Genomic DNA, 23828 nt, shown 5'->3' on the forward strand with positions numbered 1-23828 from the left:
CTTTAAATGCTTACTTAATGATGGGTTCGGCTCGATAGAACCGGATAATATCCGCAATAGAGCATTCAAAAGAGATTTCCGGTTTCCACCCTAAGGCAGTCATAGGTGCCAGCTCTATGGGTTGAGGTGGTACATAGCCTTCGATATGCCCGGTTTCTAAAGGCAAATCCCAACCGATCGTCGACTGGAAGGCAATCACAATATCCTGAATAGTTCGATTGCTTCCAGAACCTACCGAATAGACCTTTCCCGAAGTTCCGAACTGTAGGAGATACGAGTAAGCTTTGACTGCATCCCGCACATCCAGATAATCGCGTTCCTCAATCAAGGAAGTGAGTCGGAAGGGTGTGTTCTCCAAGCCTCTTTCAACCTTGACCGCTTTCTTTGCCAAAAGCCCGCAAAGACCGTTGGAGTGTCCGGGACCTATTAAATTGGAAGGCCTTGCCACGACAATTTGTTGACAAAATAAATGAGCCCATGATTGGGCAGCCAGCATTTGAAACGTTTTGCTTAGACTATAGGGGTGCGAAGGGCGCGGATTGTCGGATGGCGCAAAGCTTAGCATCGATCCCGCAATGACAATGCGGCATTCGGGAACGTTCCGCAGAACGTCCAAGAGATACAGAGTCGCCATCATATTCATATCCATATGTGCGATCGGATCATCCCATGAATCTTGCACCGAATTTCTTCCGGCCAAATGCAGCACATAGCTCGGCATCGTTCTCTGAATCAGCTGCAGGACCTGTACCCGATTCGTCAAATCGCATTCTTCAACTTGATCGGCTTGAACGCTTGAGCTGTTCTTGTTCCTGACAACCGCGATCACCTTCATACCACTGGCGGTAAAATACGCGCAGGCATGCTTGCCCGTAAAGCCGTTTGCACCGGTAATAAGAATCGTGCCTTTCTCCGCATTCGTATTCAAGAAGATCGCATCCAATCCGCCAACTGCCTGAGCATGGTTGGATATTCCGTTACAACATAATTGAAATCGTCTCTGGTATTCGCCAGCGTTCGATCCAGACAGATTTCCTCATCAGGTACGATCACAACGTCCCGTTTATCAAAAACATCTTGAAATAAATGCAGCAATTCGTATTTGCTTATCTTCTCCGGTGCGGTAAGTTGAAGCAGCCCGCAAACCGGATGTTCAATCGCGTAGTGGATAGCTTTAGCCAGCTCCAATGTCGTGACGCCGTTCCACATCACACGGGTATAGCCCTTGACAGTACCCTCCTGCCGCAAAAACCATTGCAGTAAGCCGATCCCTTGCTTGCGAATTTCCGGCCCGACAATCGACGTCCGGATGGTCAGGTGCGGGTAGTCGATAACCTCTCCGAGCGCTTTCGATCTGGCATAAACCGTCGTGCCTTCCGGTTCGTCGTTCTCCTTGTAATCTCCCCGGCTTCCGGAAAATACGCAATCCGAACTAATATGAATCAGCTTGCCTCCTTCGCGTTCAACAGCTGCACGTATCCGGTGAGGCATCAGACCGTTGACCCAATAAGCCTCTTGCGGATTCTCTTCGGCAAACCGGTTGAGGACGCCGAGGCAGTTGATGATAACGTCGGGAGACACGGCTTCAATCACTTTATCGACGAGCACGGGGTCCCGAACATCTACGTAAAGTCCCTTCGGATCTTGTTTATCCCTGGTTGTGTAGTGGATATGATAGCTGCCGTATTCGCTCAAGAAACGGACCAGTAAATGACCTAACATTCCTTGCCCGCCGAAGATAAGCAGCTTCCTTGTCATCCCAGGAACCCCCCTTTCAGGAGCATCTTTTTAATCTCCGCTTTCGTCATAAGAGGTCCTTCGGAACTGAAGCTTGCATAAGGCACTTTCTTTAAATTCGCATAATGCTCTTTGAGCCCGGGAATGTCGATGGTCGGCAAAATGATCAAATATTTATCGTCATAGGATACGGTAAATTGGCTTTCAAACTCGGAAAGCAAAATTTCATGGATCTTTTCCCCAGGGCGCACACCGAGCTCGATGACTCCTACATCCTCTTTTCCGAGCTCTTCGATCATCACCTCAGCCAAATCTATAATTTTACAAGTAGGCATGGTGATGACGAATATCTCTCCGCCCTGACCGGCTTCAGCTCCCCTGAGCATTAACTTAATGGCTTCCTTTTTCGTCATAAAGAAACGCGTCATATTTTTGTCTGTGATCCCGATTTGTTTTTTTTCCTGAAGCTGTTTCATGAACAAGTGAATGACGCTGCCATTCGTCCCCAGCACATTACCACCGCGGACGTTCACAAATTTCGTATGCGAGCTTAACAGATTGGCATATACGATTAACTTCTCGCCGATCGCTTTCGTCATGCCGTAGAAGTTGGACGGGTTTGCAGCCTTATCGGTCGAAATGTTGATCACTTTCTTCACTTTGTTCTCGATAGCCGCTTCAATGACGTTCTGCGTTCCCAGCACGTTCGTCTTTAATGCTTCATAAGGTTGATCCTCACACACAGGAACATGCTTGAGCGCCGCCAAATGAAATAAATAATCGACATTTTCACTTGCTCTCATCAAAGCCTCTTTATCTCTTACATCCCCGATACAGAAGATGAGTCTGGGATCATCAAACGCTCGTTTCATTGCAACCTGAGTGGATTCATTCCGAGAGAATATAATGATTTTTTTGGGATTTTCCGGAAGCAGCTGTTCGATGAGCTCATAGCCCCAGGATCCAGTCCCTCCTGTGACTAGAATAGTCGTATTAGTAAACATGCTCTTTACCTCCTAATAAATATTTAACGACTTTTTGGGATACATTCGTATCTAAATAGCCGTCCGGACAGCGCCACTCAGCTGGGAAATTGACCATAACCCGAACCGCATTCAATATTTGTTCAGCGCGAAGACCGGATACGACATTACTGCCGCAATCAACAGTCTCAGGCCGTTCGGTAGTCGTTCTTATCGTCACTGTTGGCACATGAAAGATACAACATTCCTCTTGGACCGTACCGCTATCCGTCAATACGCAAAAAGCATGCTTCTCCAAGTGGACGAAATCAAAAAATCCAAAAGGCTCGTGAAACTCGACGAGCGGGTGCATCGTTACCTGTGCATCTTGTTCGAGCCTTGATTTCGTTCGGGGATGAATGCTGCAAATGACCTTATGACCAAAGGTTTCGGCGACCAGATTAAGACCCTTGAGAATTTGCGCCAATCGTTCAGGATGATCTACATTTTCAGCACGGTGTGTAGTGACAAGAAAATAAGGTTCTCCTGCCAACTTCAGTTTTTCCAGAATCGCACTTTTTTCGATCGGCTCTTTATAATGGGTTAAGACCTCGTTAATCGGGTTGCCGGTTACAATAATCCGGTGGCTTGGAACACCTTCCCGAAGCAAATTATCCCGGCTATAACGGGTGTAAGGCATATTGATCGTAGATATCGCATCAATCACCTTCCGATTCTTCTCTTCAGGTACGGCGAGATCGAAACAGCGATTTCCCGCTTCCATATGAATGACGGGAATACCCATTCGTTCGGCGAGGATGGCGCTGAGCGCACTGTTCGTATCGCCAAGGACAAGCACCTTATCTGGACGTTCACGTGTAAAAATACGTTCTAACTCCGCAAATAGGACAGATAGCTGTCCTCCTAGTGTGCTTTGCTGGTGCAGCAGCATATGATCAGGCTGGCGCAGTCCAAGCTCTTCAAAAAAAACGTCGCTGAGGGTAGAGGTGAAATTTTGTCCCGTATGAATGAGCACATGACGTTCTGCCAGTTTATCCAGCTTCTGAATAATGCGACTTAGCCTTATAATTTCGGGTCGCGTTCCCAAAACCGTCGCGATTTTCATCGCTTACCTCCCCCCTTCTTCACGATGCTCTTTTTCTTTGCTTTACGCGCAGCGGATGCCGCTTTTCTAACACGAGGTTTAAGACGCTTCAACCTACTCAGTTTCATCATGGAAACTGGTTTTCTAACTGTCGTTTTCTTTTTAACCCGTTTACCCGATTTGAGTATGCCTTTGCGCAGCTTTACCCTTTTCTTGAGCTTTCTCTTCATAATCAGTTTTCTCTTCGCGATCAACCTTCTCTTGCGCTTGCGCCGCAAACGTCCCCTTGCAGAACGATCGCCCTCATCTGCAATCGAGTCACCAAATGTATAAGCAGCGAGCGCCGTTTCTGGCAGCGTGACAACCTGCGTCATCTCATACCCATAGCGTCTAAGCGCTCGTACCGAAGGAAATGGATACTTGACGCCTTGCTTCAGCAAAAAAACGGTTGTCGTCGATCCTTTAGCTACATAAGTCGCTGGCGCATGATGCAAAAAGGGCTCTTCAGCGCGAATTGCCCCTCCTGTCGGATGATTCACAAGCTTATCATCTGAAATAGTAGTTACCCGACGCCACTTGAATTTGTAGAAATGAAAAGCATCCATATTGTAAAAGGGGCGCTTCTTACCCTGCTCCACGAGGAAAACCGTATTCGAAGATTTCCCTTTCAGGAGATAACCATCCGGAAACCTGGGTGCGCTTTGCAAGGCTATAGCTCTTGCTTCGATGCGGGGTCCGATTTGGGAAAGGAAGTGTTCCAGCCTGGATTGATAAGCCTCAAGCCCGAACACTTTCCTAACAACCTGACTGTTATGTTCTCCAACCCCCTGACGAAGATAGCGATCGGATAATAGCTGCTGAACCCTGACTGTCAGGTCTTGAACATCACCTTTGTTAGCCAGAAAAGCGCCATTGCCTGTTGCGTTCAGTATTTCGCTCAGTCCGCCTGAACGATATGCAACGACAGGTTTACCGAAGATCAGCCCTTCAAGAGCAGTTAATCCGAACCCCTCGTTCATTAAACTTGGGATCACAACTACATCCATGGCCGGGTAGAGAGATTGGATATCTCGGTTAAAAGAGAAGAAGGAGAAGTGAGATGAATAACCGGAGAGTTGGATCATTTGGATGCAGGATTCCATATAAGCGGGATCAGCCGGTTTCCCTGCAATCATAAAATGGGCGTTATTGTTGGTGCGGCAGACGGAAATAGCCATTTGAATAAAGTGATCCAGTCCTTTATTTGCGTAAATGTCGGAAGAAATATAGCCAATAATAGGTTTTTCGTCATCATGAATACCCATATCGGCACGTGTGATTTGCCTTCTTGCCGGCCATTGATTGACGTCATACTCATCCGTTCGCCAAGAAGGGGGTATGTTAAACTTTTTATGATCGAGTCCTATCGTCTGGAATAGCTCCAAAGTGGCATAGGAGATGCCGACAATCCAATCCGAGTATTGATCTACGAATCCAACCGCGTACGGTGTAGCTTCATTCAGCTGGATCGTCTCCGTAATCATCCAGACGACTGGGATTCCTAGCTTCTTGGCAGCAACCGCAGGTAAAATGTTGACACACGTATTCGTGATGACAACATCCGGCTCATGCAGCAAAAGGATATCGAGTAAAGAGCCGTATTCAGGCTTTTTAAGCATCGTTTGTAACATACTCGGCAGCTCAGGCGATGGTTGATACATTGCGTATAAAAGCGGATATGAATGAATGACCGTCTTGATGCCATGCTTTCTTGCTTCAACGGCCAGAAGCCCCTCTCTCGGCACCACTAAGGTGCAGTCGTACTGCCTCCCGAGTTCCAGGATTGTAAAGAGCAGCAGTTTCTCCGCTCCTGTAATATGATCCGGATTACAGATATGTGAAAATAGTAACGCTCTCGGTCTAGGTGGAGTCGACATATGCACATACCCGTTTCATTATCACAGGTATGGAATTCACCTCCTATTTCCTGGGTAGTACAATATATTAGACAGGTCTCATGAAGGGCACGACAGTTACCCTCGTACATTCGTACATTTGCTTCCTTTTTGAAGATCACCTCAAAAAAAACGACCCTCCTTGGCTGATCCAAGACAGGTCGCTTTCCTATTTCGCCTTTTATCCGGCAAGCTGCTTCACCAGCTGCTGTTGTTCCTGAAGGTATCCTTGCGCGAAGCCCGCATCAAAACCCTGGTTATAAGCTTGATCGAAAGCTTTATTATATCCACTGGTAGTTTTGGAGGCTTTGTGTGCTTTATCTTCTCGATTACGATTGCGCTTACGATTATGCTTATGCTTACGCTCATGCTTATGCTTATGCTTACGCTCATGCTTTCGCTGAAGCGTTTTTGCTGAACGATTTGTCAGTCGTCTTCGCTTCGGAATCAGTTTTTTCTTCTTCGGCTGCATTCTCTTCAGCGTTCCTTTTTTCTTTTTCCGAATGCTTTCTCTCATGTTCCCCTTTTTCTTCTTTAGCATGATCTACGCACCTCTACTTTCTAGCAGATTTCGAATCGTTTATGCCTGAAACTACGATATCCAGCATTTGAGATAAACGATTTTCATAGGTGTGATCCCGCATTGTCCGGTACAGTCCACGCAAAGCGATTTGCGTACGTTCTTCTTCGTTTTGCAAGTAGTAGTCCAGCTTATCTAACAGTTCTTCCGCCGAGCTATAAGTCACAATATCATAGTCTGGCGTATAGAAACGGACCAAATCTTCGCGGAAATCTGTTATCTGAAGGACACCGCAGCCGGAAATCTCGAACGTACGCGGATTGGGCGAAGCCCCCTGGATTTTTCGGCTGTTACGATTATGAGCCGCATCGTCATAGGACCTGTGCATGTTAATAACCAATTTCGCTCCGTTATAAACATTCGCTGTTTCCTCCGGTCCGAGCCACGTATTTAACTGAATTTGAGGTGCCAGCATACCATAGTTCTTCAGACGCTCCCACCAAATCCCGGAGATGAGGATGTGCTTATTTGCCAAATAAGGAGCAAGCTGATCGAACATGGCGACCCGATTCCAATAGGCCGATCCGACAAAAGAAATATCGCGTTTTTGCCTAATGGGCACGGCTTTCGGACGGAATATTTCCGGTTGAAAGGCAAGCGGTAAATAATGAACCTGCGGACATCCCAATTCCTTATATAAAGAGAGGCAGTTCATTTCGAGTGTGAATATGAAATCGTAGTGAGGTACCATGGATACTGTAAAATCCGTGTAATAGGGATCGTCCGTTAGCCAAATTGCCGTTCGGATACCTTTCTTGCGAATGCGATCCACAATCTTTAGAGATAGATTCATCCCATCCAGCACAATCATCAGGTCAGGGCTGTGAATCGCAGCAAGTTTTTCCAAACCTGCCTCCTGATCCCCGAACTTGATCAGTGCATTCTCGCCATTGCCAATGATTAATTCACGAACCAAAGGACGTAAACTGTTGATAATAGCATGATCCAGCGGCTCGTAAGGAAACCCTTTCCCCGATGGTACATACAGCACGCGCACGTCCCAAAATCTTCTTGGAGGACGATCCTGCAGCGCCTTGTGAACAACGGCTTCACATTGTCCCAAGCGAACTCCGCTGGCAAATCCAGCCTCATAACCTTTTGTATATCCAAGTTGCTTATTTTTTTTCTTATCCACCATAGCCACGCTGCTTCTCCTTTCTAAGCAAACACAATATCGAATAGCTTTAACAGCCTATTCGAGAATGTATGTTCGCTAACCGATTTTCGCAAGCCCCGCATGGCTATTCGCATTCTATCTTCTTCATGAACCAGATAATGCAGCATTTTCTGAATGAGCTCCTCCGCACTATCGAAGGTCTCGATATCGTGACCCGGCGTGTAATACCGATCCAGGTCATGTCGGTAATCCGTAATCTGCAAGGTACCGCATGCCGAAATTTCATACGTTCGCGGATTAATCGAGTGACCTGGGATGTTTCTGCTATTTTTATTGAAAGTTTCATCGTAAGCATGCCGATGCACATTCAAGACGATCTTAGCCCCATTGTAATATTTCACTGACTCTTCAATCGGAATCCACTGAAGTTTGATTCCTTGTTCCAAAAGCGAATAATGACGCAGCTGGTCCCAGCGCGATCCGGCCAAAATCACTTTTTTATTAGCCAGGAAAGGGGCGATCTGGTCAAATAAAGCAATTCGGTTAGGAAACCCATTCCCAATAAAACATATATCGCTGCGGTATTCGGGAGCGACATACAGCGGTTTGTAGACAGAGGTATTGACTGCAAGCGGCAAATAATGAACTTGCCGACAACCAGCATCCCGATAAAAGGCCAGACAGCTTAATTCATGCGTGAACACATAATCATAATGGGGAGCGAGAGAAGCGGTATAATCGGTGAAATAAGGATCGTCTGCGAACCATATGGCAGTCTTAATTCCCATAAGATTTACTTGGTCTACGTGGTCTTTATGTTCGGCCGGAAATACATGCAGCCCATTCATAACAAGAACGAGATCAGGTCGAAGCTCTTCCGCCAAGCGAACCATATCAGTAGCGGTTCCCGTATAAGCTTCGCGGACCGTCTGCTCCAGCGCTTGACTAATGCCTCCATCGATGGCCTCGAAGCCTTGGGCAATAAATAAAACCTTGGCTTCTCTCAGTAGTAGAGAAGCAGGTTTAACATCGTCAAGAATCGCTTGGCAGCGCCCCATACGGACTCCATGCTCTTGACCTGTTTGAAATCCCCGCTTCCTGCCGAGCGCATGATCAGCCCTGATCCTCTTACTCATCTCGCACCCTCTCTTCTGCCGCCCTCGGGTATATATAGTCAACTTGCAAGAAATGATGAAGCGCCGACTTCCAGTCCCTCATTGGTGTAAAGCCATTGTCCGCAATCGCTTTATGGTCAAACGCCGAATACTTGGGTCTTGGGGCAGGTGATTGAAACAAATCAGAATGAACAGGTTCTAAAGGAACATGAGCCATCTGAGCGTACTTTAAGATTTCAGAAGCAAATTCGTATCTAGAACACGAACCTTGATTGGATGCGTGATAAATGCCATACCTATCCGTTTCCATGAGATCTCTTATGAAGCTGGCCAAGTCCAAACAGTACGTGGGGGAACCGAACTGATCATCAACAATGGAAAGAGGACCGCCTGTGTAAGCCTTCTCCAATATTTTAGTAACGAAATTAGTTCCTTTGGTTCCGTACAACCACGAAGTCCGCACGATAAAATGCTTTGTGCAGATCATGCTGACAAATTTTTCTCCAAGAAGCTTGGATCTCCCATATACATTACCCGGATTCGTAACATCTACTTCCTCATAAGGAGCTCCCTTCGTTCCATCGAATACGTAGTCCGTACTTACGTAAATAAGTTTGGCGCCAATTTGCTCGCAAATTTGGGCTATATGCAGCGTTCCGATGGCATTGACTTGATAAGCAAGCTCAGTCTCCGATTCCGCCCCATCTACGTTCGTATAGGCTGCGGCATGAATGACGACATCAGGGCTTTCGCCGGCAAGTATGTCCGCTACCTTCTTCTCATCGCTAACGTCCAATTGCTCCTTCGTCCATGCCGTAACTTGGTGTATAGGTGCAAGAACACGCGCGAGATCGTAACCCAGCTGTCCTCCAGCTCCGGTAATCAACACTTTCATGGCCATTCATCTCGCTTAGGTGAGCGATAAGACCCGTCGGAAATTCGTTCCGACAACCCACGCTCCTGGAAATACCAAGCAATGGTTTTCTTCATTCCCGCTTCAAAGGAATAGGACGGCGTCCATCCAAGTTCTCGGCGAATCTTCGCCGAATCAATGGCATATCGCCGATCATGCCCAAGCCGATCGGGTACGAATTGGATCAGATCATCCGATTTACCAAGCTCTTTAAGAATGTACTGAACAACCTCTATGTTCGTCCGCTCGTTTTGACTTCCGATATTATAGACTTCGCCGGGAAGAGCCTCCTCGATAATTCGTTCAATAGCCGCACAATGATCCTCCACATATAACCAGTCGCGTACGTGTAATCCATCACCGTAAAGCGGAATGAACTCATCGCGAAGCGCCTTTGTAATAATGAGCGGGATCAGCTTTTCCGGAAACTGTCTAGGTCCATAGTTATTGGAGCAACGAGTTATGACAGCAGGAAAGCCATAGGTTTCATAATAGGCTCTGACCAACAAATCCGAACCGGCTTTGCTCGCTGAATAAGGGCTGTTCGGTGCAAGCGGGGTCGTTTCTGTAAAGGCCCCCTCTTGACCGAGAGTTCCATATACTTCATCCGTTGATATATGAATGAATTTCTTCACTTGGTGCTGCCGCGACGCCTCCAACAAGGATTGCGTGCCAAGCACATTGGTAAGTACGAAGGCACCGGGGTTCTGAATGCTTCGATCTACATGGGACTCCGCTGCAAAGTGAACAACGACATCGACACCCTGCTCCATAATCCGATGGATCAAAGCCGTATCGCAGATATTTCCATACACAAATTGATAACCGGCTTGCTCTTCGATAGCAGCTAAGTTATCTGGATTTCCCGCATAAGTCAGCCAATCCACATTGATTATGCGATCTTGCGGATGACGGTCTCGCCAATAATGTATAAAATTACTACCTATGAACCCCATACCTCCAGTTACTAGTATCACTGACATTAGCTATCCTCCTACCTGTAACCGTACTTTAATCATATGCTCTTATCATTGGTGAAAATTGGACGAATACCTCTGATTCAAAAATTGGATTATCAACTATTTCCGCGAATCCATACTAAATAAACTGACCATTGACTTTGCATCGGGATTCATCTAAAGTAAAATTAGTACCTGATCCTAATACTTGATACTATTTATTTTCCAAGGAGTGAGCCCGTATGGAAAACCTATCAGCCCTGCACGCCCGCATCACGGCGATTGGGAGCTATGTACCGAATCGAATTTTAACAAACGATGAACTGGAGCGCATGGTTGATACGAACGATGAATGGATCGTACAGCGCACGGGCATCCGGGAACGCCGGATTGCCGCGGACAATGAATATACGAGCCACCTCTGTATTCGCGCCGTAGAAGACATGGTCGCAAGGTATCAGACCGCGCTCGATGATGTTGAACTCATTATCGTGGCTACCCATACACCTGATCTTCCATTCCCTTCCGCAGCCTGCTTAGTGCAAGCGCACTTCGGTATTCCCGCGACGGGGGCTTACGACCTGAACGCCACTTGCGCAGGGTTTACCTACGCGCTTCACACGGCAAGTGCGCTGATTTCCGCAGGCGTACACCGCAAAGTGCTTGTCCTCGGAGGAGATACCGTGTCCAAGATTACAGATTATACCGACCGTTCCACTTGCATCCTGTTCGGAGATGGCGCCGGTGCGGTTATGGTCGAAAGAGAAGACGAGGGGCCCGCTTTTCTGACGCACTATCTCGGCTCGGACGGTAACGGAGGCAAGCATGTGTATCGTACCGGCCTTGCATCAGACTTGAATGGATTGCCGCTGGGCGGCAGCGGGAAACTTGTCCAGAATGGCCGGGAAGTCTATAAATTCGCGGTGACAACCGTGCCGCAAGGCATTGATAAGCTGCTCGCAAAGAGCGGCATGCAGCTCAGCGACATCGACTGGTTCATCCCCCACAGTGCGAACCTCCGCATTATTGAGTCGATCTGCGAAAAGAGCGGAATTCCGTTTGAAAAAGCGCTTTACAGTCTGGTTTATTACGGCAATACTTCCGCCGCATCGATTCCTTTGGCACTGGATATGGGCATCAAGGAAGGCAAGGTGCTTCCAGGAGATACGCTGCTATTGTATGGTTTCGGAGGCGGCTTAACACATGCGGGATTGGTGGTTCATTGGGGATAATAAAGATGAAGTGAATGAAAATGATTACCGGATGCGGAGTTGAGGCATGAACTTACCCCAAGGAGATCGACGAACACCGCATCCGGTACATCATTGAAAGTTGCTCCGCGCTTGCATTATTTTTTAAGGAGTCTAGATACTTTATCGTTGATTACGTTTAATTTGGTATTGATTTGTTTTAGGCCTCTAATTAACCGGACTAAGCCAAATGCCAATTTTTTGTCCTTTACTCCCTTAAAATTTCTGCGAGCTTCCCTCGACCGTTTTTTAAACTTATGTTGTGCTCTTTTGAATGAGTCAGCCATCTGCGTAATCTCCCTTCACCTACATTATCGTTACAATGTAATAAATGCGCGGAGGAGACAAATGGCATGGGCGAATAAAGCATAGAGACAAAAATTTATATATTTTTTTTCAGCGAATGATACGGATCCAAACGTACAAGCTCAACAGACTGATTATAAGCCCGAGCGGAATGATCACAATGGTAATTTTGATATACTGTGTCCAAGTTATTTTCAAATTATTCTTTCTTAAAATAAACATCCACATGAGCGATGCCAACGTCCCCATAGGCGTAATCAGAGAGCCGATATCGCTGCCGATAATATTCGCCAAATACGCGATTTGCAAGCTATGCGTATCCAATCCCATCTCTGTCAACGCAAGTGTACCGATCATCACGGAAGGTAAATTATTCAGTAAGGTAGACATGATAGTGAGCAGCAGACCAAAACCCATGACGGTATGAAATTCGCTTTGCGTCATAATTCCTTTCAGCTGGTTTACCATCCATGCCGTCATCCCCACATTGTGCAGCGCGTAAACCACCACATAAATACTGAAAGCAAACAATAGGGTGTGCCACGGCGTTTTTTTGAGCAGATCCTTGACGCCTCTTCCCGTAAAATACCACCGCAGAGCTATCAACAGCAGGGCACCGGTAATGGCAATCCATTCGATTGAAATCCCTAAGCTTGAACCAACGAAAAAACCTAGCCTGATCAGAATTACGATGCCTATCGATATTCGAAACAATCGCCAGTCTACAGTTTCTTGGATCCCCAGATCATCGTTTGCAGACGCCTTCAGCGGTCCTCCATGCCTCCTCTCCGCGAGATGCGATGGCGGTGGCGTACGGTACTCCTCCTTCGAAGAATGCGGCGTTGACGGACTTCTGTGCTGCGGTGGCAGCTTCTTGCGGACTTCGCGATCTTGAACCATCCGCGTTACAGTATTTGCATCGTAATACGCTCGAGGAACTTTCAAGTAAGAAGGAGAGGTGTTGTCCGTAGACACTTGGCGAATCTCCCGCGGAATATCCTTTCGGAAATAGAAATACAGCATCAACGATATGCTGCCAATCCCCACCATCGCCGGTACAAACATCAAAACCGCATACGAATTAAGGTCGAGCCCGACGATTTTCATCGCGATAAGGTTAGCCAAATTGCTTACCCCTATAGGGGCACTGGACGCTGTTGCCACGAGAGCCCCTGAAACCAGATAAGGCAGCTTTTGACGCATGTTTAAATCTAAAAGTGTCGTGATATAAATGATAATTGGCGTAGTAATTAATATGCTTCCATCATTGTTAAAAAATAAAGTCATCAGAAAGCACAAAAGAGTAACGTACCAATAGAGCCTTTTACCAGACCCCTTCGCCCTCACGACCAAGTTATAGGCTGTCCACCTAAAGAAACCTATGCTGTCCAAAACAATGGACATTACGATAGTCGATATGATCGTGATAATAGCTCCGCTAACCGTTTTGTAAATTAAAGCCATATCAGAGAAAGGGACTATACCTGCAAGAAGAATGATCGCGGCACCGATCGCCGGAGGGATCGATTCGTTCATGCCCCAGGGGCGCCATAACAAGAAGACAAGGGTCACCATGAAGATACTTAACGTTATTGCCGTAGTGGTATCCAACATTCAACCTCACTTCCCGGTATATTGATCTCGATGGAATCAAAGCCTCATTATACGTTTTATACACTATGTATACGTAATGTTAATGAGGGATGTATAGATTGGAATCTACGCTATATGATTTTCCACTAATAACTAGAAATACCGCCGTGAGATCACTCCAGCTAGTCTCTTCGTATAGCCGAGCCAGCAGGAGTGACCCTATCATCGCAATGCTCTCAGTTCCTTCTTATAATGGTTGATTTGTTCATCCGACGGGACCATAATTTTGACATGTTGCCCCTTCTTGATCCGTTTCAACTCCCTGATGATCGGGTACGGCACCAGCAGTAAAGCATAAAGAAGGTGCAGATCTTCTGCACTGAGCGAGCGCTTGCGATCATAATATTCGACCCAATGCAATATTTCTTTCCCCTGCCACGGAAAATTCCGATGCAAAATATGAGAGAAGTCCAGCATCCTTACATGCAGTGACGTATTCTCGAAATCTATCAAATGTAAGGAATCGGACCCATCGAGAACAAGATTCGGATAGTTGAAGTCTCCGTGCACGAAGGCACCCGCGGCTTGTTCTTGTTCGATCGCTTTGATGACTTTAGGATGGCCTAAATACTCTATTGCCTTATGATTCATCGTAATAAAATGATCCATATCCGGATTTTCATCCAGTAGGGATTGGTACGATGTCATTCGCTCAACCAATTTGTTGTACCTTGTTCTTGCTTCCGGCGCACCTTCGGCAAGCATCCCCTGGGCGGCTTGATGAAACTGGGCGAGCTTCCGAAGCGCTTTTTTGAACATGTCTCTATGATTGAAGTCCGGACTACCGCCTTCTACCCAGTTGGTTAACATATAATGAACGCCATCTCTGGTGATCCAGTTGCGCCCGTTCTGCGTTAGTAGCGTTTTGGGACCATAAATAAATCCGTTTTTCTCCAAATGGTTATAGATTTGCGTAATAAAGCGGATCTCCCGCTTGGATATCGAGTAGCTTTTCAGACACAAAATTCCATGGTCTTGGGTGATTAACCGGTACACGTCTCGAACCTTCACTTGTTCCAAGATATGGATGCCATACTCTTGTTCAACATCTGATCGTTCCAACATTCCTATCACCCGATCCACGTTATTTTTTCCGAGCCCACTCATCCACCGTATGAATAGCTTGCAATCGTATATCCCATGATCTTTCCAGCAAGCGGAAATAGTGCTGACTTCTGCCGAATGTAAGGTTCCGGACTGCAATCCAGGCTTCCCGCGGTAAACGGAATAAAGCGCTTATTAATAAGCGTTCGGCAGGTTTTAACGGTTTTACTTCTTCATAAGCGCGCAGCATGGCAGAGAGGAGATCCGGATTATAATAGGTTGTGTTTGATAACGTTTTCGCAAGCTCATAATAGGTTGAACCCATCCTCAAAGAGTCCCAGTCAATCAGGAATAATCCTTTTTCATTAATAACAATATTGGGGATCGTGACGTCGCCATGAATTAATGCGGGGTGATTCTTTTCATGGGACAATATTCTTCTGACATCATGGGTTTCAATAATCCTCCATGCTTCATTAGCCAATTCGATACACCGGTTACCATGCTTCTCAAACCATCTTTTGGCGCTCGATCTTTTCTTTTGAACATTCTTCAACCTGAGTCGGAAGAGGCGTTCCTCCCGTTTAAATAGGTTGATTTGTTGTCTCGTAAAGGGGGACATCGGCGGGAGGCGATCCTTGCAGATGGTGTGAAGGGTAGCCAGCGCTTTGCCTAAGGCTTCATAATCTTTAGCATCGATTTGAATGCTGCGCCCGTTTATCCATTCAGTCATATAGTACGGCTTTCCATTTTTGTTCACATAGTACTTGCCAGAGCTGGTTGTTAGCCAACCGGGGAAATTCGGATAATGGCGTTTCCTAAGTTTTCGAATAAATGAAAAGAGCTTGACGGCTTGTTGTTCTTTGGTTAAATATTTATTCTGCATTCTAGTATTCAAAGGTTTAATCAGGAATTTGCCTTTATCCGTTGTTGCGCGATAAACCACATTTTTTTTGTACAGGGAGTCATATGATTTAATACGGCGAATACGCAATCCATAATGGCTCGCGATATCTTGAAACCATTCTTTATGGTACCGATCTGCCACTCAGCGCTCCTCCATTCAATTCAAAAAATAAAGCTTCATGATAGTTTATTCGGAAGAGAATGTTAGGTGTCTATCGATAGTTGATCTCCGCTTGCTGCAAGGGCGGATGCTGACGATCCTTATCCGATAAAATAGGATCGGATACCGGCCAATCAATGCCGAGCTGCGGATCGTTCCACAGAATGCCTCTGTCGTGTTCGGACGAATAATATTGATCGACTTTATATAGAAGCTGCGTATTCGGAACCATCGTGCAGACGCCATGAGCGAAGCCTTTCGGTACCAGGATCTGCCGCTTATTCTCAGCGCTCAGTACGACGCCGACCCATTCACCGTAAGTTGGCGAGCCTTGGCGGATATCAACGACCACGTCATAGACGGCTCCAAACAAGACGCGGACCAGTTTGGTTTGTGCTTTGGGCTCGAGCTGATAGTGAAGTCCGCGCAGAACGCCGGCTTGAACGGACAAGGAATGATTATCCTGAATGAAATCATGATGGATGCCATGCTCTGCAAACATTTGTCGGTTGTAGCTTTCCATGAAAAAGCCGCGATGGTCAATATGTGACCTCGGTTCGAACAGCAGAACGTCCGGCAGCTTTGTAGAAATGACTTTCATGAAACGGATCCTCCTCATTCAAGCTTATTCAATACTCTTCACCCGGACTATGCGCATTCAGAGTCGAATATTGACGCAATTTATCGGACGCTTCGAACCAGGATGGGAACGTACCTGCGTCAATCCACCAGCCTGTGAGAATGTGATAGGTCAATATGCCTTTGGCCGCATACAAGTTGTTTACGTCCGTTATTTCCAGTTCACCGCGTTCGGACGGCTTGATCAACCTGATCATGTCGAACACCGAAGAATCGTACATATAGATGCCCGTGACACAGTAGGAGGAGAGCGGATGCTCCGGCTTCTCTTCAATCCGTGTAATCTGCCCTTCGTCCATAACGGGAACACCATATTGCCTCGGATCCTCAACCTGCTTTAAAAACACTTTGGCCACCTCGGGCTGCAGTTCGAATTGTTTCACATAGTCGGAGAGCGACTCTTCAAACAGGTTATCTCCAAGCAGAACCAACAGTTTGTCGCCCGGGTGCACGAAACCTTCGGCCAGCGCCAGCGCTGCGGCAATGCCGCCCGCATCTTCTTGGATTGTGTAGGCAAGCTTAACCCCCCAGTCCTTCCCGCTGCCTAAGAAATCGGTGTAAAGGGAAGCCGATTGTTTATTCGTCACCAGCAAAATATCCGTAATCCCTGCTGCACGCAACTTTTCAATACCATAGTAAATCATGGGATATTTGCCGACAGGAAGAAGGTGCTTATTGATCATCTTCGTTAAAGGTCTCATACGTGTTCCCATTCCCCCTGCAAGAATGACTCCCTTCATAGCAACGCCATCCTTTCTTCAGCTTTCATAGATGAGAGAACCGCTTTCCTATCAGCTTATTGAACTGGGATCCACCCCCCATTTCTCAATAAACAAGGAGCGGGAGCGCTCCACAATTTGCTGAAACTGCCCTTCCTTTTTCTTGCCAAAGCTGACGCTGCCATGATGAAAAACAAACGTATCCTCCGCTATCATAAGCCGGTAGCCCGCTTGTCTTGCCCGATAACAGTAATCGTCATCTTCATAATGGCCCGGACTGAAGCGCTCGTCGAGCAGTCCGATCTTCTGCATGACTTCACGTTTAAACAAGAAGCAGAAACCGATCAGGCGTTTAACTTCGGTATATGTTCCTAATTTTTCAATGTTGTATTTACGGATCATATCATCCAAGCTTGTGTAAGCCACCTGAATTCTTTGGCTCCCGCTGGCGTAATTGGTCATGGGTCCGACGATGCCGACATCTTTTTGGTGATAAAGGCAGCTCAGCATATGGCTTAACCAGTTCGGAGTAAGAAGAACGTCATTATTCAGCAGGAGAATAGTGTCGCCCTTCGAAAGCTTCATCCCCGCATTACAGGCTGCGGGAAAGCCTCTATTTTCATAATTGGAGACAAAGGGGATGGCTTCCTGAAGTAAAAACTTGGTCGTCCCGTCGGTCGATCCGTTATCGACTACAATGATTTCATAAGGGACATCCGTGTGCTTCCTGATGGAATGGATGCATTCCTTCAGCATGGATTTCTCATTGTAAGTCGGAATAATAATACTGGTGACGTTCATGTTAATCCCTCCGTAAGTGGGATCTTTCCCTGATCGGATCCCCAAAACCCAGCCGGCCGTCTTGAATCTTCATTAACATATGCATAGCTTCCAGATGGTCGCCAAGGATCAGATTCGAGACTGGGTTGAAAGAACCCGTGTTGAGCCGGGTTAACTTGTTCTCTTTGATGACATCGATACTGGCGGGAGCGCATATCGTTAAACCAAGCTTAATGGCGAGTGACTGGGCTTTCGGCGGAACGACCAGGTTGGCTGCTCCTATTCGCTCAATCGCTTTACGTGAAAGCATGTGAGGAATGGCCGTCATGGAGTTCGACTTGAGGTCCGGCCTGCCTTGAATGGTATTCAAAAATTCTTTCATCATCGTTACGCTATCGCGATTCGCGAATGGTCCGATGAATGGAGTCAGGTCATTAAGCGCAACATCCGCTCCACGATCCATTGCACTGATAAACGGAATCAATTGTTCAGCTTTGACAACAATATCCCCATCTAGAAACAGCACCATATCTGCAGTCGACAGTCTAGCGCCAATTGATCGGCCCACATCATGCCCAAAGGCGTTTGGATAATGGATAATCGTTGCCGGGCTGCTCTGTCTTGCGATGGCAAAGCTTTTATCCGTAGAACCGTTAATCACGACGATGACTTCTTGCAGCGGAAGACGTCGCAATTGCTCCAGTACTTTTCCAAGCGTCTTCTCTTCATTAAAGACGGTTATGACAGCCGCCACCTGCTTAGTCGTCGGAATCAGCACGCCGTCAGGTTTGTCGATACCCAGTTGCGTGCAGTAACCTTCGAGAAAAGCTTCCGCACATGCAGCATACTGCACTCTGGAAATACGTCGCTTGTGCCTCCTGTAGTAGGAGTACCACAGCGCGTTAATAAAAGGGAGGGACTGCTCCCCTTCAGGAAGCGGATGATGCGCCGCATACCTTCTTCCAATTCGCCCAATGGACAACTTCAAGATGGGCGAAAGCGCAGTCCGTCTTCGTCTGTTCAACGGCAATTGCATTCTGTTTCTTCTTACTGAACTCTTCTTGCGGAATTTCAGAAGGATACCTCTTCGCTTCATATCTTCACCCCACAAAAGATCGATCCCGGGATAAATCCGTCTGCTGGCCTCGCTCGTTCGTCTCATTCAACAACCATTCAATGGCTTCCAGGTGATCTCCGACGATTAGATTCCGCAGCGGATCCACTTTGAATCCTCTCCTTTTTCTCGGATTCACCCGCCCCACATCCACTTCATGCACTTTCTTAAGATCCAGACCTTTACGAATCGCGATGGTTTGCGCCAGCGGTGGCACGGATAGATTTTGAGCTTCGATTCGCTCCAGCGCCTTTCTGCTTATTGCATGTGGAATCGTCGTCATGGAAGAGCCTCGCAGATCAGGGCGTGCCAGCGCAAGATTGAGTGCATGCTTCGCTAATACAACAGGGTGCACCCGATCCGTATGGACATGGCCTGTATAACTGTTTAACGCTACATCGACGCCTCTCTCTATTGCACGAATAAAAGGCTTTAGATCTCTCGCTGAAATCACGATGTCCGCATCGGTGAAGAGCAAAATATTTCCTTTTGCGTGCATCGCTCCGATCGCCCTCCCTACATCGTGCCCTAACGGCTTCTTGAACGTAACGACTCTGGCACCCATTCTGCGCGCAATGTGCCCGGTTCCATCACGGGAACCGTTAACGACAACAACGACTTCCGTGGAAGGATGGACCATACGTGCCTCGCGAATGACAGCAGCGATCGTTTTCCTTTCATTCATCGCCGGTATCACAACAGATACTTTTGGATTTTCCCTTAAAGTTATAGGTTTGAATACGGGGCGAGATTTTGCTCTCGGTTTCAGCAACTTCCGTTTTCCACGCTGCACTTTCGCCCACACCCTCCCATACTGAATTCCGTTCATTATCGTCCCATTGTATGAGCATCCATCACGAAGGGCACGGCATACGTTTAAGCCCTCTTTGCGATATGAGTAAATTGGTACATCTATCACAAACACCAGCCAAGAGCTTATTATCCGTGCTCGATTGTCGTTCTCATTGAAATCTGTATAAATAGTTCGGAACCGGGTTCAAGGGGAACTCCCCGAATAGCAGCTCATGCGTTTCGGAGCCCGGTGGACCTCCCCACTTATCTTGATAATAGTTCAAATAAAAAGGTCTCGTTTTATTGCGTACAAAATCAAGCTCCTCATCCGACTTATATGTTGAGCTGACGTCGCTCCAATGCGCAACCGAGATTGTGGCATCTTCCACAATGTCAAAACCAAGCAAGTTCATGCGTCGATAATAATCCTGCTCGGCAAAATCATGAGGCAGAATCGTATCCATAGGACCGATCGTGCGGATCGCCTTCATGTTATACGCAGTGAGTGAGGTTGATTCCGTTCGGAAAGCCCCCCATCTGCGGTCCGATCGTCTGAGATCCTCCAGCGCACTCAGCAAACGGTCGGCCATTTCCGGCTGCAGCTCCGCATCATGATGCATGAAGATACAAACTTCTGCACCGTTCTCGGCTGCAATGCGATGCATCAAATTCAATGTTTGGCTGTACGAGAGCGGGTCGGGGGGTTGGTAAACTTTAACGGGCAATTCGACGGCATTCTTAATCAGGCTGGCTTCGTTGGCATTATCGATCACCAGGGTAGACGGCCAGAAAGATTGAATGCTGCCCAGTGCCTGGTAAAGGATATCCGGGCGATTGACATATCCAACGACAACTACGTACCAAGTAGGTCGAAACTGTCCCTGCTCCTGTACCGGATCACCCGATTCCCCTTGTTCCATCTGTGTCTGTTCCATCAGCTCCGCCGATGTAGAATCGGGGTTCGGGAGTTGCTTAAAAGAAGCGTCTTTGTTTTGAATGATACTCGGGGCGGTTGGCGACACAGCATTCTTTGCATACGGTCTCTGACTGTTCTTGGCCGGTTTGAATTTACTGCGCAGTCTCAACTTGACGGCCGAGCTCTTTCTTCTTTTTCGCGGAATTAAAATGTTGAGTGAGAGGCTTTTCTTACTTCTTTTCTTTAAGATGCCAATTTGGGGTTTCGCCAGCACAACGCTTTTCTTTCGTATCATCTTCTGCTCACCTCCGATTTACAGAAGCCCAAGTTCGACCAACCGATTCTTCACTTTCTGTCCGATGACCAAAGGTGAATACTCCGTATGAATCGTTTGTTTGCCGTTACTTGCAATCGACTTTCTCCACACTGAGTCCTGTACTAATCTGCGCATATAATAGGCGGCGTGTTCAATATCCGGATCCGCCCAAATCTGATGGGCTTTGTACGGTCCAACGTCTTGGCCTACCGGAATCAGATTGTATTTTACCGGACATGCATTGCCTTCATGCATATAATCCGTATTCCCCGACCAATTCGTGCCGATGACGGGTTTGCCCAAGAACATCGCCTCAGCCATGACAAGTCCGAAGCCTTCCGAACGATGCAGCGAAACGAAGCAATCCGTAGCATTGATTAAGGCATTTACCTTATCGCGGTCCATGATCTGATGAATCATATAAATGTTTGAGTAGCCCTCAGTTTGCTGCTTCAGCCATTCCATATCCTCCGGTTTGGAGTTCGGATTATTCACCTTAATAACCAGACCGACGGAGGAATCGCTGGACCGGAACGCTTGCTTGAATGCTTTAATGACGGCTTGAGGGTTTTTCCGCTCCTTTAAGCTATGCGTATCGTACATCGACAAAAAGAGGAATTGGTCATTCGGAAGGCCAAACGCACGCCGATCAAACGAATTCGCACGCTGTACATGGACCGCATGAGGAATTCTTACAACTGGATGAGGAGACTTTGGCTTAACGGAATCGACGATAAATTGCGATGGGGCCCATACTTCTTGCACTAACTCAAAACTGTTGCACCACTCATCCGGAAACTCAGGCAATTCCCATGCCCAATAACCGATATTGAACCGATGTTGAAACACGTCCCTTACAAGTGGAGGCACCGGATTGTCGTATGCCGCCCGTAAATTATTCGCGTTCATATGAAAAAAGTTCACCTTGAACGATGCTTTTTCCGATTCCTTATGAATCCAAGTCCTATCATTATTTCTTGCTGAATTGGCTCCCGGATCCGTAAAATTCATGATGCCAAACGGAACCTCAGCCGCTTCTAATGATTTTGCCATTAAACGGCACCCCTCACCGAGTCCGATTTCGGTACGGATATATCCGATAAGATTCACGCCGGGCTTCAGGTCCACTGCAGGTAAAGCTGCAACAGGTTCTTGTGCTTCACCGGGTTCAGCAGGCTCCGGCGCTTCTTCAGTTGTTCCTACCGCTTCTTGGGTTCCGACTGGCGTTTCCTGTGCGATGTGTTTTCTTCTTTTCCGTAATCTAAGCTTCTTGAGGGATAAGCTTTGCTTTATTTTCTTTCGTCTCGACAGGAGCGCTCTCTTGAGCTTAAGCAAACGTCTTTGCTTAACCTTAGAGCGGATAATTGCCTTGCGAATGGCCTGCTTGCGTTTATGTGAGGATTTCAAAGGCTGTGTGGTTTTGACGCTATTCGCCGCTTTGTTCATTCCACCTTCACTCCTTTCTGTGAGTGTTGCTCGACCTGCTTCCATACTATGAATACCCATAAGCAGATTCATATGCATTAACCCAGCTTGGCTAGAAATTGGCGAATGACTAGGTTCAGATTGATGAATTCGTTTATAGCAAAAATGAGGACATGGTCATACGATGGAGACATATGGATAAATAACCACCACCTATTATTACAAATTACATGAGAAGGAGAAGTGTTATGAAATATATAGTCGGTATCGGTTACGCCAATCGTCCGGATCTCCTCCGCAAAGCTGTCGAAAGTATTAAGCCTTACTGGCCTCATACCCTTATTGTCGATAACTCGGATTCGCAGGACCTCAGAGATGAACTGGAGCTGCACAGCAAAGTGAACATCGTTGAACCCCCCGTCCCGCTATCCGTTACCCAAATGCTCAATTACCTATTGAAACGAGGCATGGAGGAAGGCTGCGATGTCGTCCTGTTCATGCATAATGACGCGGAAGCTCGCGAAGGTACACCGGAGAAATTTTTGGAGATATTGGAATCGTGGCAAGCAAGAGGAGATAAGTGGGGGGTGGCCTTAACCCAATACGATGTCTTGTGCGCCTTCAACCTAAAAGCGGTGCGGGAAGTGGGGTTATGGGACACGGTCATGCCCAACTTCTTCGCGGATTGCGAATACTACCGAAGAATGAAATTGGCAGGCTACAGCGTGCCTTGGACGCATCTGCCTGTGACGCATCATGGCGGACAGACGACCAAATCAGATCCATACCGATTAAGAGTATATCGATCTGCGATCAGGGTTCACCACGACTATTACATTGCCAAATGGGGCGGAACGACGGGCAAAGAAGTATACACTCGGCCATTTAACAAATAAGCGGGACAAACAAAAACGCCCCTCCTCATCTAATTTTTGGATTAGGAGGGGGGCTTGCGAACCGCCGATGGGCACCAACCTGCGGATTCAACCACGGAGGCGCTGGAGTCCCTATTTGTTTTTCACGGATATGGATACCCGTTATTTTCCTCGCCAGGATGTGCTGATACTTCACGATGGACGCGAGATTCTCTCCAACTTGTCTAGCTAGTGACGGGGAAGCTTCGACGGATTGCGCCACGCTCTCAATAATGCGGGACAAGGCATGTTGACTGCGTGCTAATGAGTCTAATAAATCCAGTTTGATCCGCAATTCTCTTTCCCCGGGTCTCATTTTTCAAATACTCCGCCTAACCAAGTAGCTGGTGAGTAACCCCTACAGGATCATTAGCAATAACTGTATTAGTTGCGCCCGTTTCTCCACCTCCTACATGTATCTGCTAATATAATAATGTACAACGTAGAAGTGATAATTGATCAGGACAAAGTA

General features: G+C 47.0%; 23 protein-coding genes. 2 read left to right on the plus strand and 21 right to left on the minus strand.

Annotated features, from left to right (window positions below):
- Positions 1 to 10: 10 nt before the first annotated feature.
- The 10 genes from ACFQZT_RS08820 to rfbB form a co-directional block, all read right to left on the minus strand.
- The gene (locus ACFQZT_RS08820; protein WP_379298747.1) at positions 11 to 928 is read right to left on the minus strand and encodes an NAD-dependent epimerase/dehydratase family protein; all 918 of its coding nucleotides are present in this window, start codon (positions 926 to 928) and stop codon (positions 11 to 13) included.
- Entirely contained in the window at positions 925 to 1758 is an 834-nt protein-coding gene (locus ACFQZT_RS08825; protein WP_379298749.1) for a dTDP-4-dehydrorhamnose reductase family protein, read from the minus strand. Before ACFQZT_RS08825 ends, ACFQZT_RS08820 begins: the two co-directional genes overlap by 4 nt.
- Positions 1755 to 2741 carry a polysaccharide biosynthesis protein gene (locus tag ACFQZT_RS08830; protein WP_379298751.1) on the minus strand — a complete coding sequence of 329 codons (987 nt, stop codon included), beginning with the start codon at positions 2739 to 2741 and terminating at the stop codon, positions 1755 to 1757. The genes ACFQZT_RS08825 and ACFQZT_RS08830 overlap by 4 nt, the downstream gene beginning before the upstream one ends.
- Complete coding sequence (gene wecB / locus ACFQZT_RS08835) at positions 2731 to 3825, minus strand: non-hydrolyzing UDP-N-acetylglucosamine 2-epimerase (RefSeq protein WP_379298753.1); 1095 nt, start codon at positions 3823 to 3825, stop codon at positions 2731 to 2733. The genes ACFQZT_RS08830 and wecB overlap by 11 nt, the downstream gene beginning before the upstream one ends.
- Positions 3822 to 5720 (minus strand): glycosyltransferase family 4 protein, encoded by a 1899-nt coding sequence (locus ACFQZT_RS08840; RefSeq protein ID WP_379298755.1) that lies wholly within the window; start codon positions 5718 to 5720, stop codon positions 3822 to 3824. Before ACFQZT_RS08840 ends, wecB begins: the two co-directional genes overlap by 4 nt.
- A gap of 199 nt (positions 5721 to 5919) precedes the next feature.
- Positions 5920 to 6279, minus strand: coding sequence for a hypothetical protein (locus ACFQZT_RS08845; RefSeq protein WP_379298757.1), 360 nt, complete (start codon positions 6277 to 6279; stop codon positions 5920 to 5922).
- Between the two features lie 13 nt (positions 6280 to 6292).
- Positions 6293 to 7456, minus strand: coding sequence for a CgeB family protein (locus tag ACFQZT_RS08850; RefSeq protein WP_379298870.1), 1164 nt, complete (start codon positions 7454 to 7456; stop codon positions 6293 to 6295).
- A gap of 20 nt (positions 7457 to 7476) precedes the next feature.
- Entirely contained in the window at positions 7477 to 8571 is a 1095-nt protein-coding gene (locus ACFQZT_RS08855) for a CgeB family protein (protein ID WP_379298759.1), read from the minus strand.
- Positions 8564 to 9445, minus strand: a complete 882-nt coding sequence (gene rfbD / locus ACFQZT_RS08860; protein WP_379298761.1) for a dTDP-4-dehydrorhamnose reductase — start codon at positions 9443 to 9445, stop codon at positions 8564 to 8566. Before rfbD ends, ACFQZT_RS08855 begins: the two co-directional genes overlap by 8 nt.
- Positions 9442 to 10446, minus strand: a complete 1005-nt coding sequence (gene rfbB / locus ACFQZT_RS08865; protein ID WP_379298763.1) for a dTDP-glucose 4,6-dehydratase — start codon at positions 10444 to 10446, stop codon at positions 9442 to 9444. The genes rfbD and rfbB overlap by 4 nt, the downstream gene beginning before the upstream one ends.
- Positions 10447 to 10664: 218 nt before the next feature.
- Between rfbB and ACFQZT_RS08870 the strand changes: the two genes are divergently transcribed.
- Entirely contained in the window at positions 10665 to 11654 is a 990-nt protein-coding gene (locus tag ACFQZT_RS08870; protein ID WP_379298765.1) for a ketoacyl-ACP synthase III, read from the plus strand.
- Positions 11655 to 12068: 414 nt separating this feature from the next.
- Here ACFQZT_RS08870 and ACFQZT_RS08875 read toward each other — a convergent pair whose 3' ends face one another.
- The 10 genes from ACFQZT_RS08875 to ACFQZT_RS08920 form a co-directional block, all read right to left on the minus strand.
- Positions 12069 to 13592, minus strand: a complete 1524-nt coding sequence (locus ACFQZT_RS08875; protein WP_379298767.1) for an ArsB/NhaD family transporter — start codon at positions 13590 to 13592, stop codon at positions 12069 to 12071.
- 201 nt (positions 13593 to 13793) lie between these two features.
- Positions 13794 to 14696: a phosphotransferase gene (locus ACFQZT_RS08880; RefSeq protein WP_379298769.1), complete on the minus strand. Its 903-nt coding sequence runs from the start codon at positions 14694 to 14696 to the stop codon at positions 13794 to 13796.
- A gap of 19 nt (positions 14697 to 14715) precedes the next feature.
- A complete protein-coding gene (locus ACFQZT_RS08885; RefSeq protein WP_379298771.1) occupies positions 14716 to 15723 on the minus strand; it encodes a phosphotransferase in 1008 nt (335 codons plus the stop codon).
- Positions 15724 to 15793: 70 nt separating this feature from the next.
- The gene (rfbC, locus tag ACFQZT_RS08890) at positions 15794 to 16342 is read right to left on the minus strand and encodes a dTDP-4-dehydrorhamnose 3,5-epimerase (protein ID WP_379298773.1); all 549 of its coding nucleotides are present in this window, start codon (positions 16340 to 16342) and stop codon (positions 15794 to 15796) included.
- A gap of 28 nt (positions 16343 to 16370) precedes the next feature.
- Positions 16371 to 17120: a sugar phosphate nucleotidyltransferase gene (locus ACFQZT_RS08895; RefSeq protein ID WP_379298775.1), complete on the minus strand. Its 750-nt coding sequence runs from the start codon at positions 17118 to 17120 to the stop codon at positions 16371 to 16373.
- Between the two features lie 51 nt (positions 17121 to 17171).
- On the minus strand, positions 17172 to 17900 hold the full coding sequence (locus ACFQZT_RS08900; RefSeq protein ID WP_379298777.1) for a glycosyltransferase family 2 protein: 729 nt from the start codon (positions 17898 to 17900) through the stop codon (positions 17172 to 17174).
- Position 17901: 1 nt separating this feature from the next.
- Positions 17902 to 18903, minus strand: a complete 1002-nt coding sequence (locus tag ACFQZT_RS08905) for a glycosyltransferase family 2 protein (RefSeq protein ID WP_379298779.1) — start codon at positions 18901 to 18903, stop codon at positions 17902 to 17904.
- A gap of 76 nt (positions 18904 to 18979) precedes the next feature.
- Positions 18980 to 19822, minus strand: a complete 843-nt coding sequence (locus ACFQZT_RS08910) for a glycosyltransferase family 2 protein (protein WP_379298781.1) — start codon at positions 19820 to 19822, stop codon at positions 18980 to 18982.
- A 133-nt stretch (positions 19823 to 19955) separates the two neighbouring features.
- Positions 19956 to 20996 carry a glycosyltransferase family 2 protein gene (locus ACFQZT_RS08915; protein WP_379298783.1) on the minus strand — a complete coding sequence of 347 codons (1041 nt, stop codon included), beginning with the start codon at positions 20994 to 20996 and terminating at the stop codon, positions 19956 to 19958.
- An 18-nt stretch (positions 20997 to 21014) separates the two neighbouring features.
- The gene (locus ACFQZT_RS08920; protein ID WP_379298785.1) at positions 21015 to 22463 is read right to left on the minus strand and encodes a glycosyltransferase family 4 protein; all 1449 of its coding nucleotides are present in this window, start codon (positions 22461 to 22463) and stop codon (positions 21015 to 21017) included.
- Between the two features lie 227 nt (positions 22464 to 22690).
- On the opposite strand from ACFQZT_RS08920, the gene ACFQZT_RS08925 reads away from it, so the two are divergent.
- Positions 22691 to 23338: a glycosyltransferase family 2 protein gene (locus ACFQZT_RS08925; RefSeq protein ID WP_379298787.1), complete on the plus strand. Its 648-nt coding sequence runs from the start codon at positions 22691 to 22693 to the stop codon at positions 23336 to 23338.
- A 25-nt stretch (positions 23339 to 23363) separates the two neighbouring features.
- Here ACFQZT_RS08925 and ACFQZT_RS08930 read toward each other — a convergent pair whose 3' ends face one another.
- Positions 23364 to 23672, minus strand: a complete 309-nt coding sequence (locus ACFQZT_RS08930; RefSeq protein WP_379298789.1) for a hypothetical protein — start codon at positions 23670 to 23672, stop codon at positions 23364 to 23366.
- Positions 23673 to 23828: the final 156 nt, after the last annotated feature.

Origin of the sequence: Paenibacillus sp. GCM10027628 (assembly GCF_042676385.1) — a bacterium.
Lineage (GTDB): Bacteria > Bacillota > Bacilli > Paenibacillales > NBRC-103111 > Paenibacillus_E.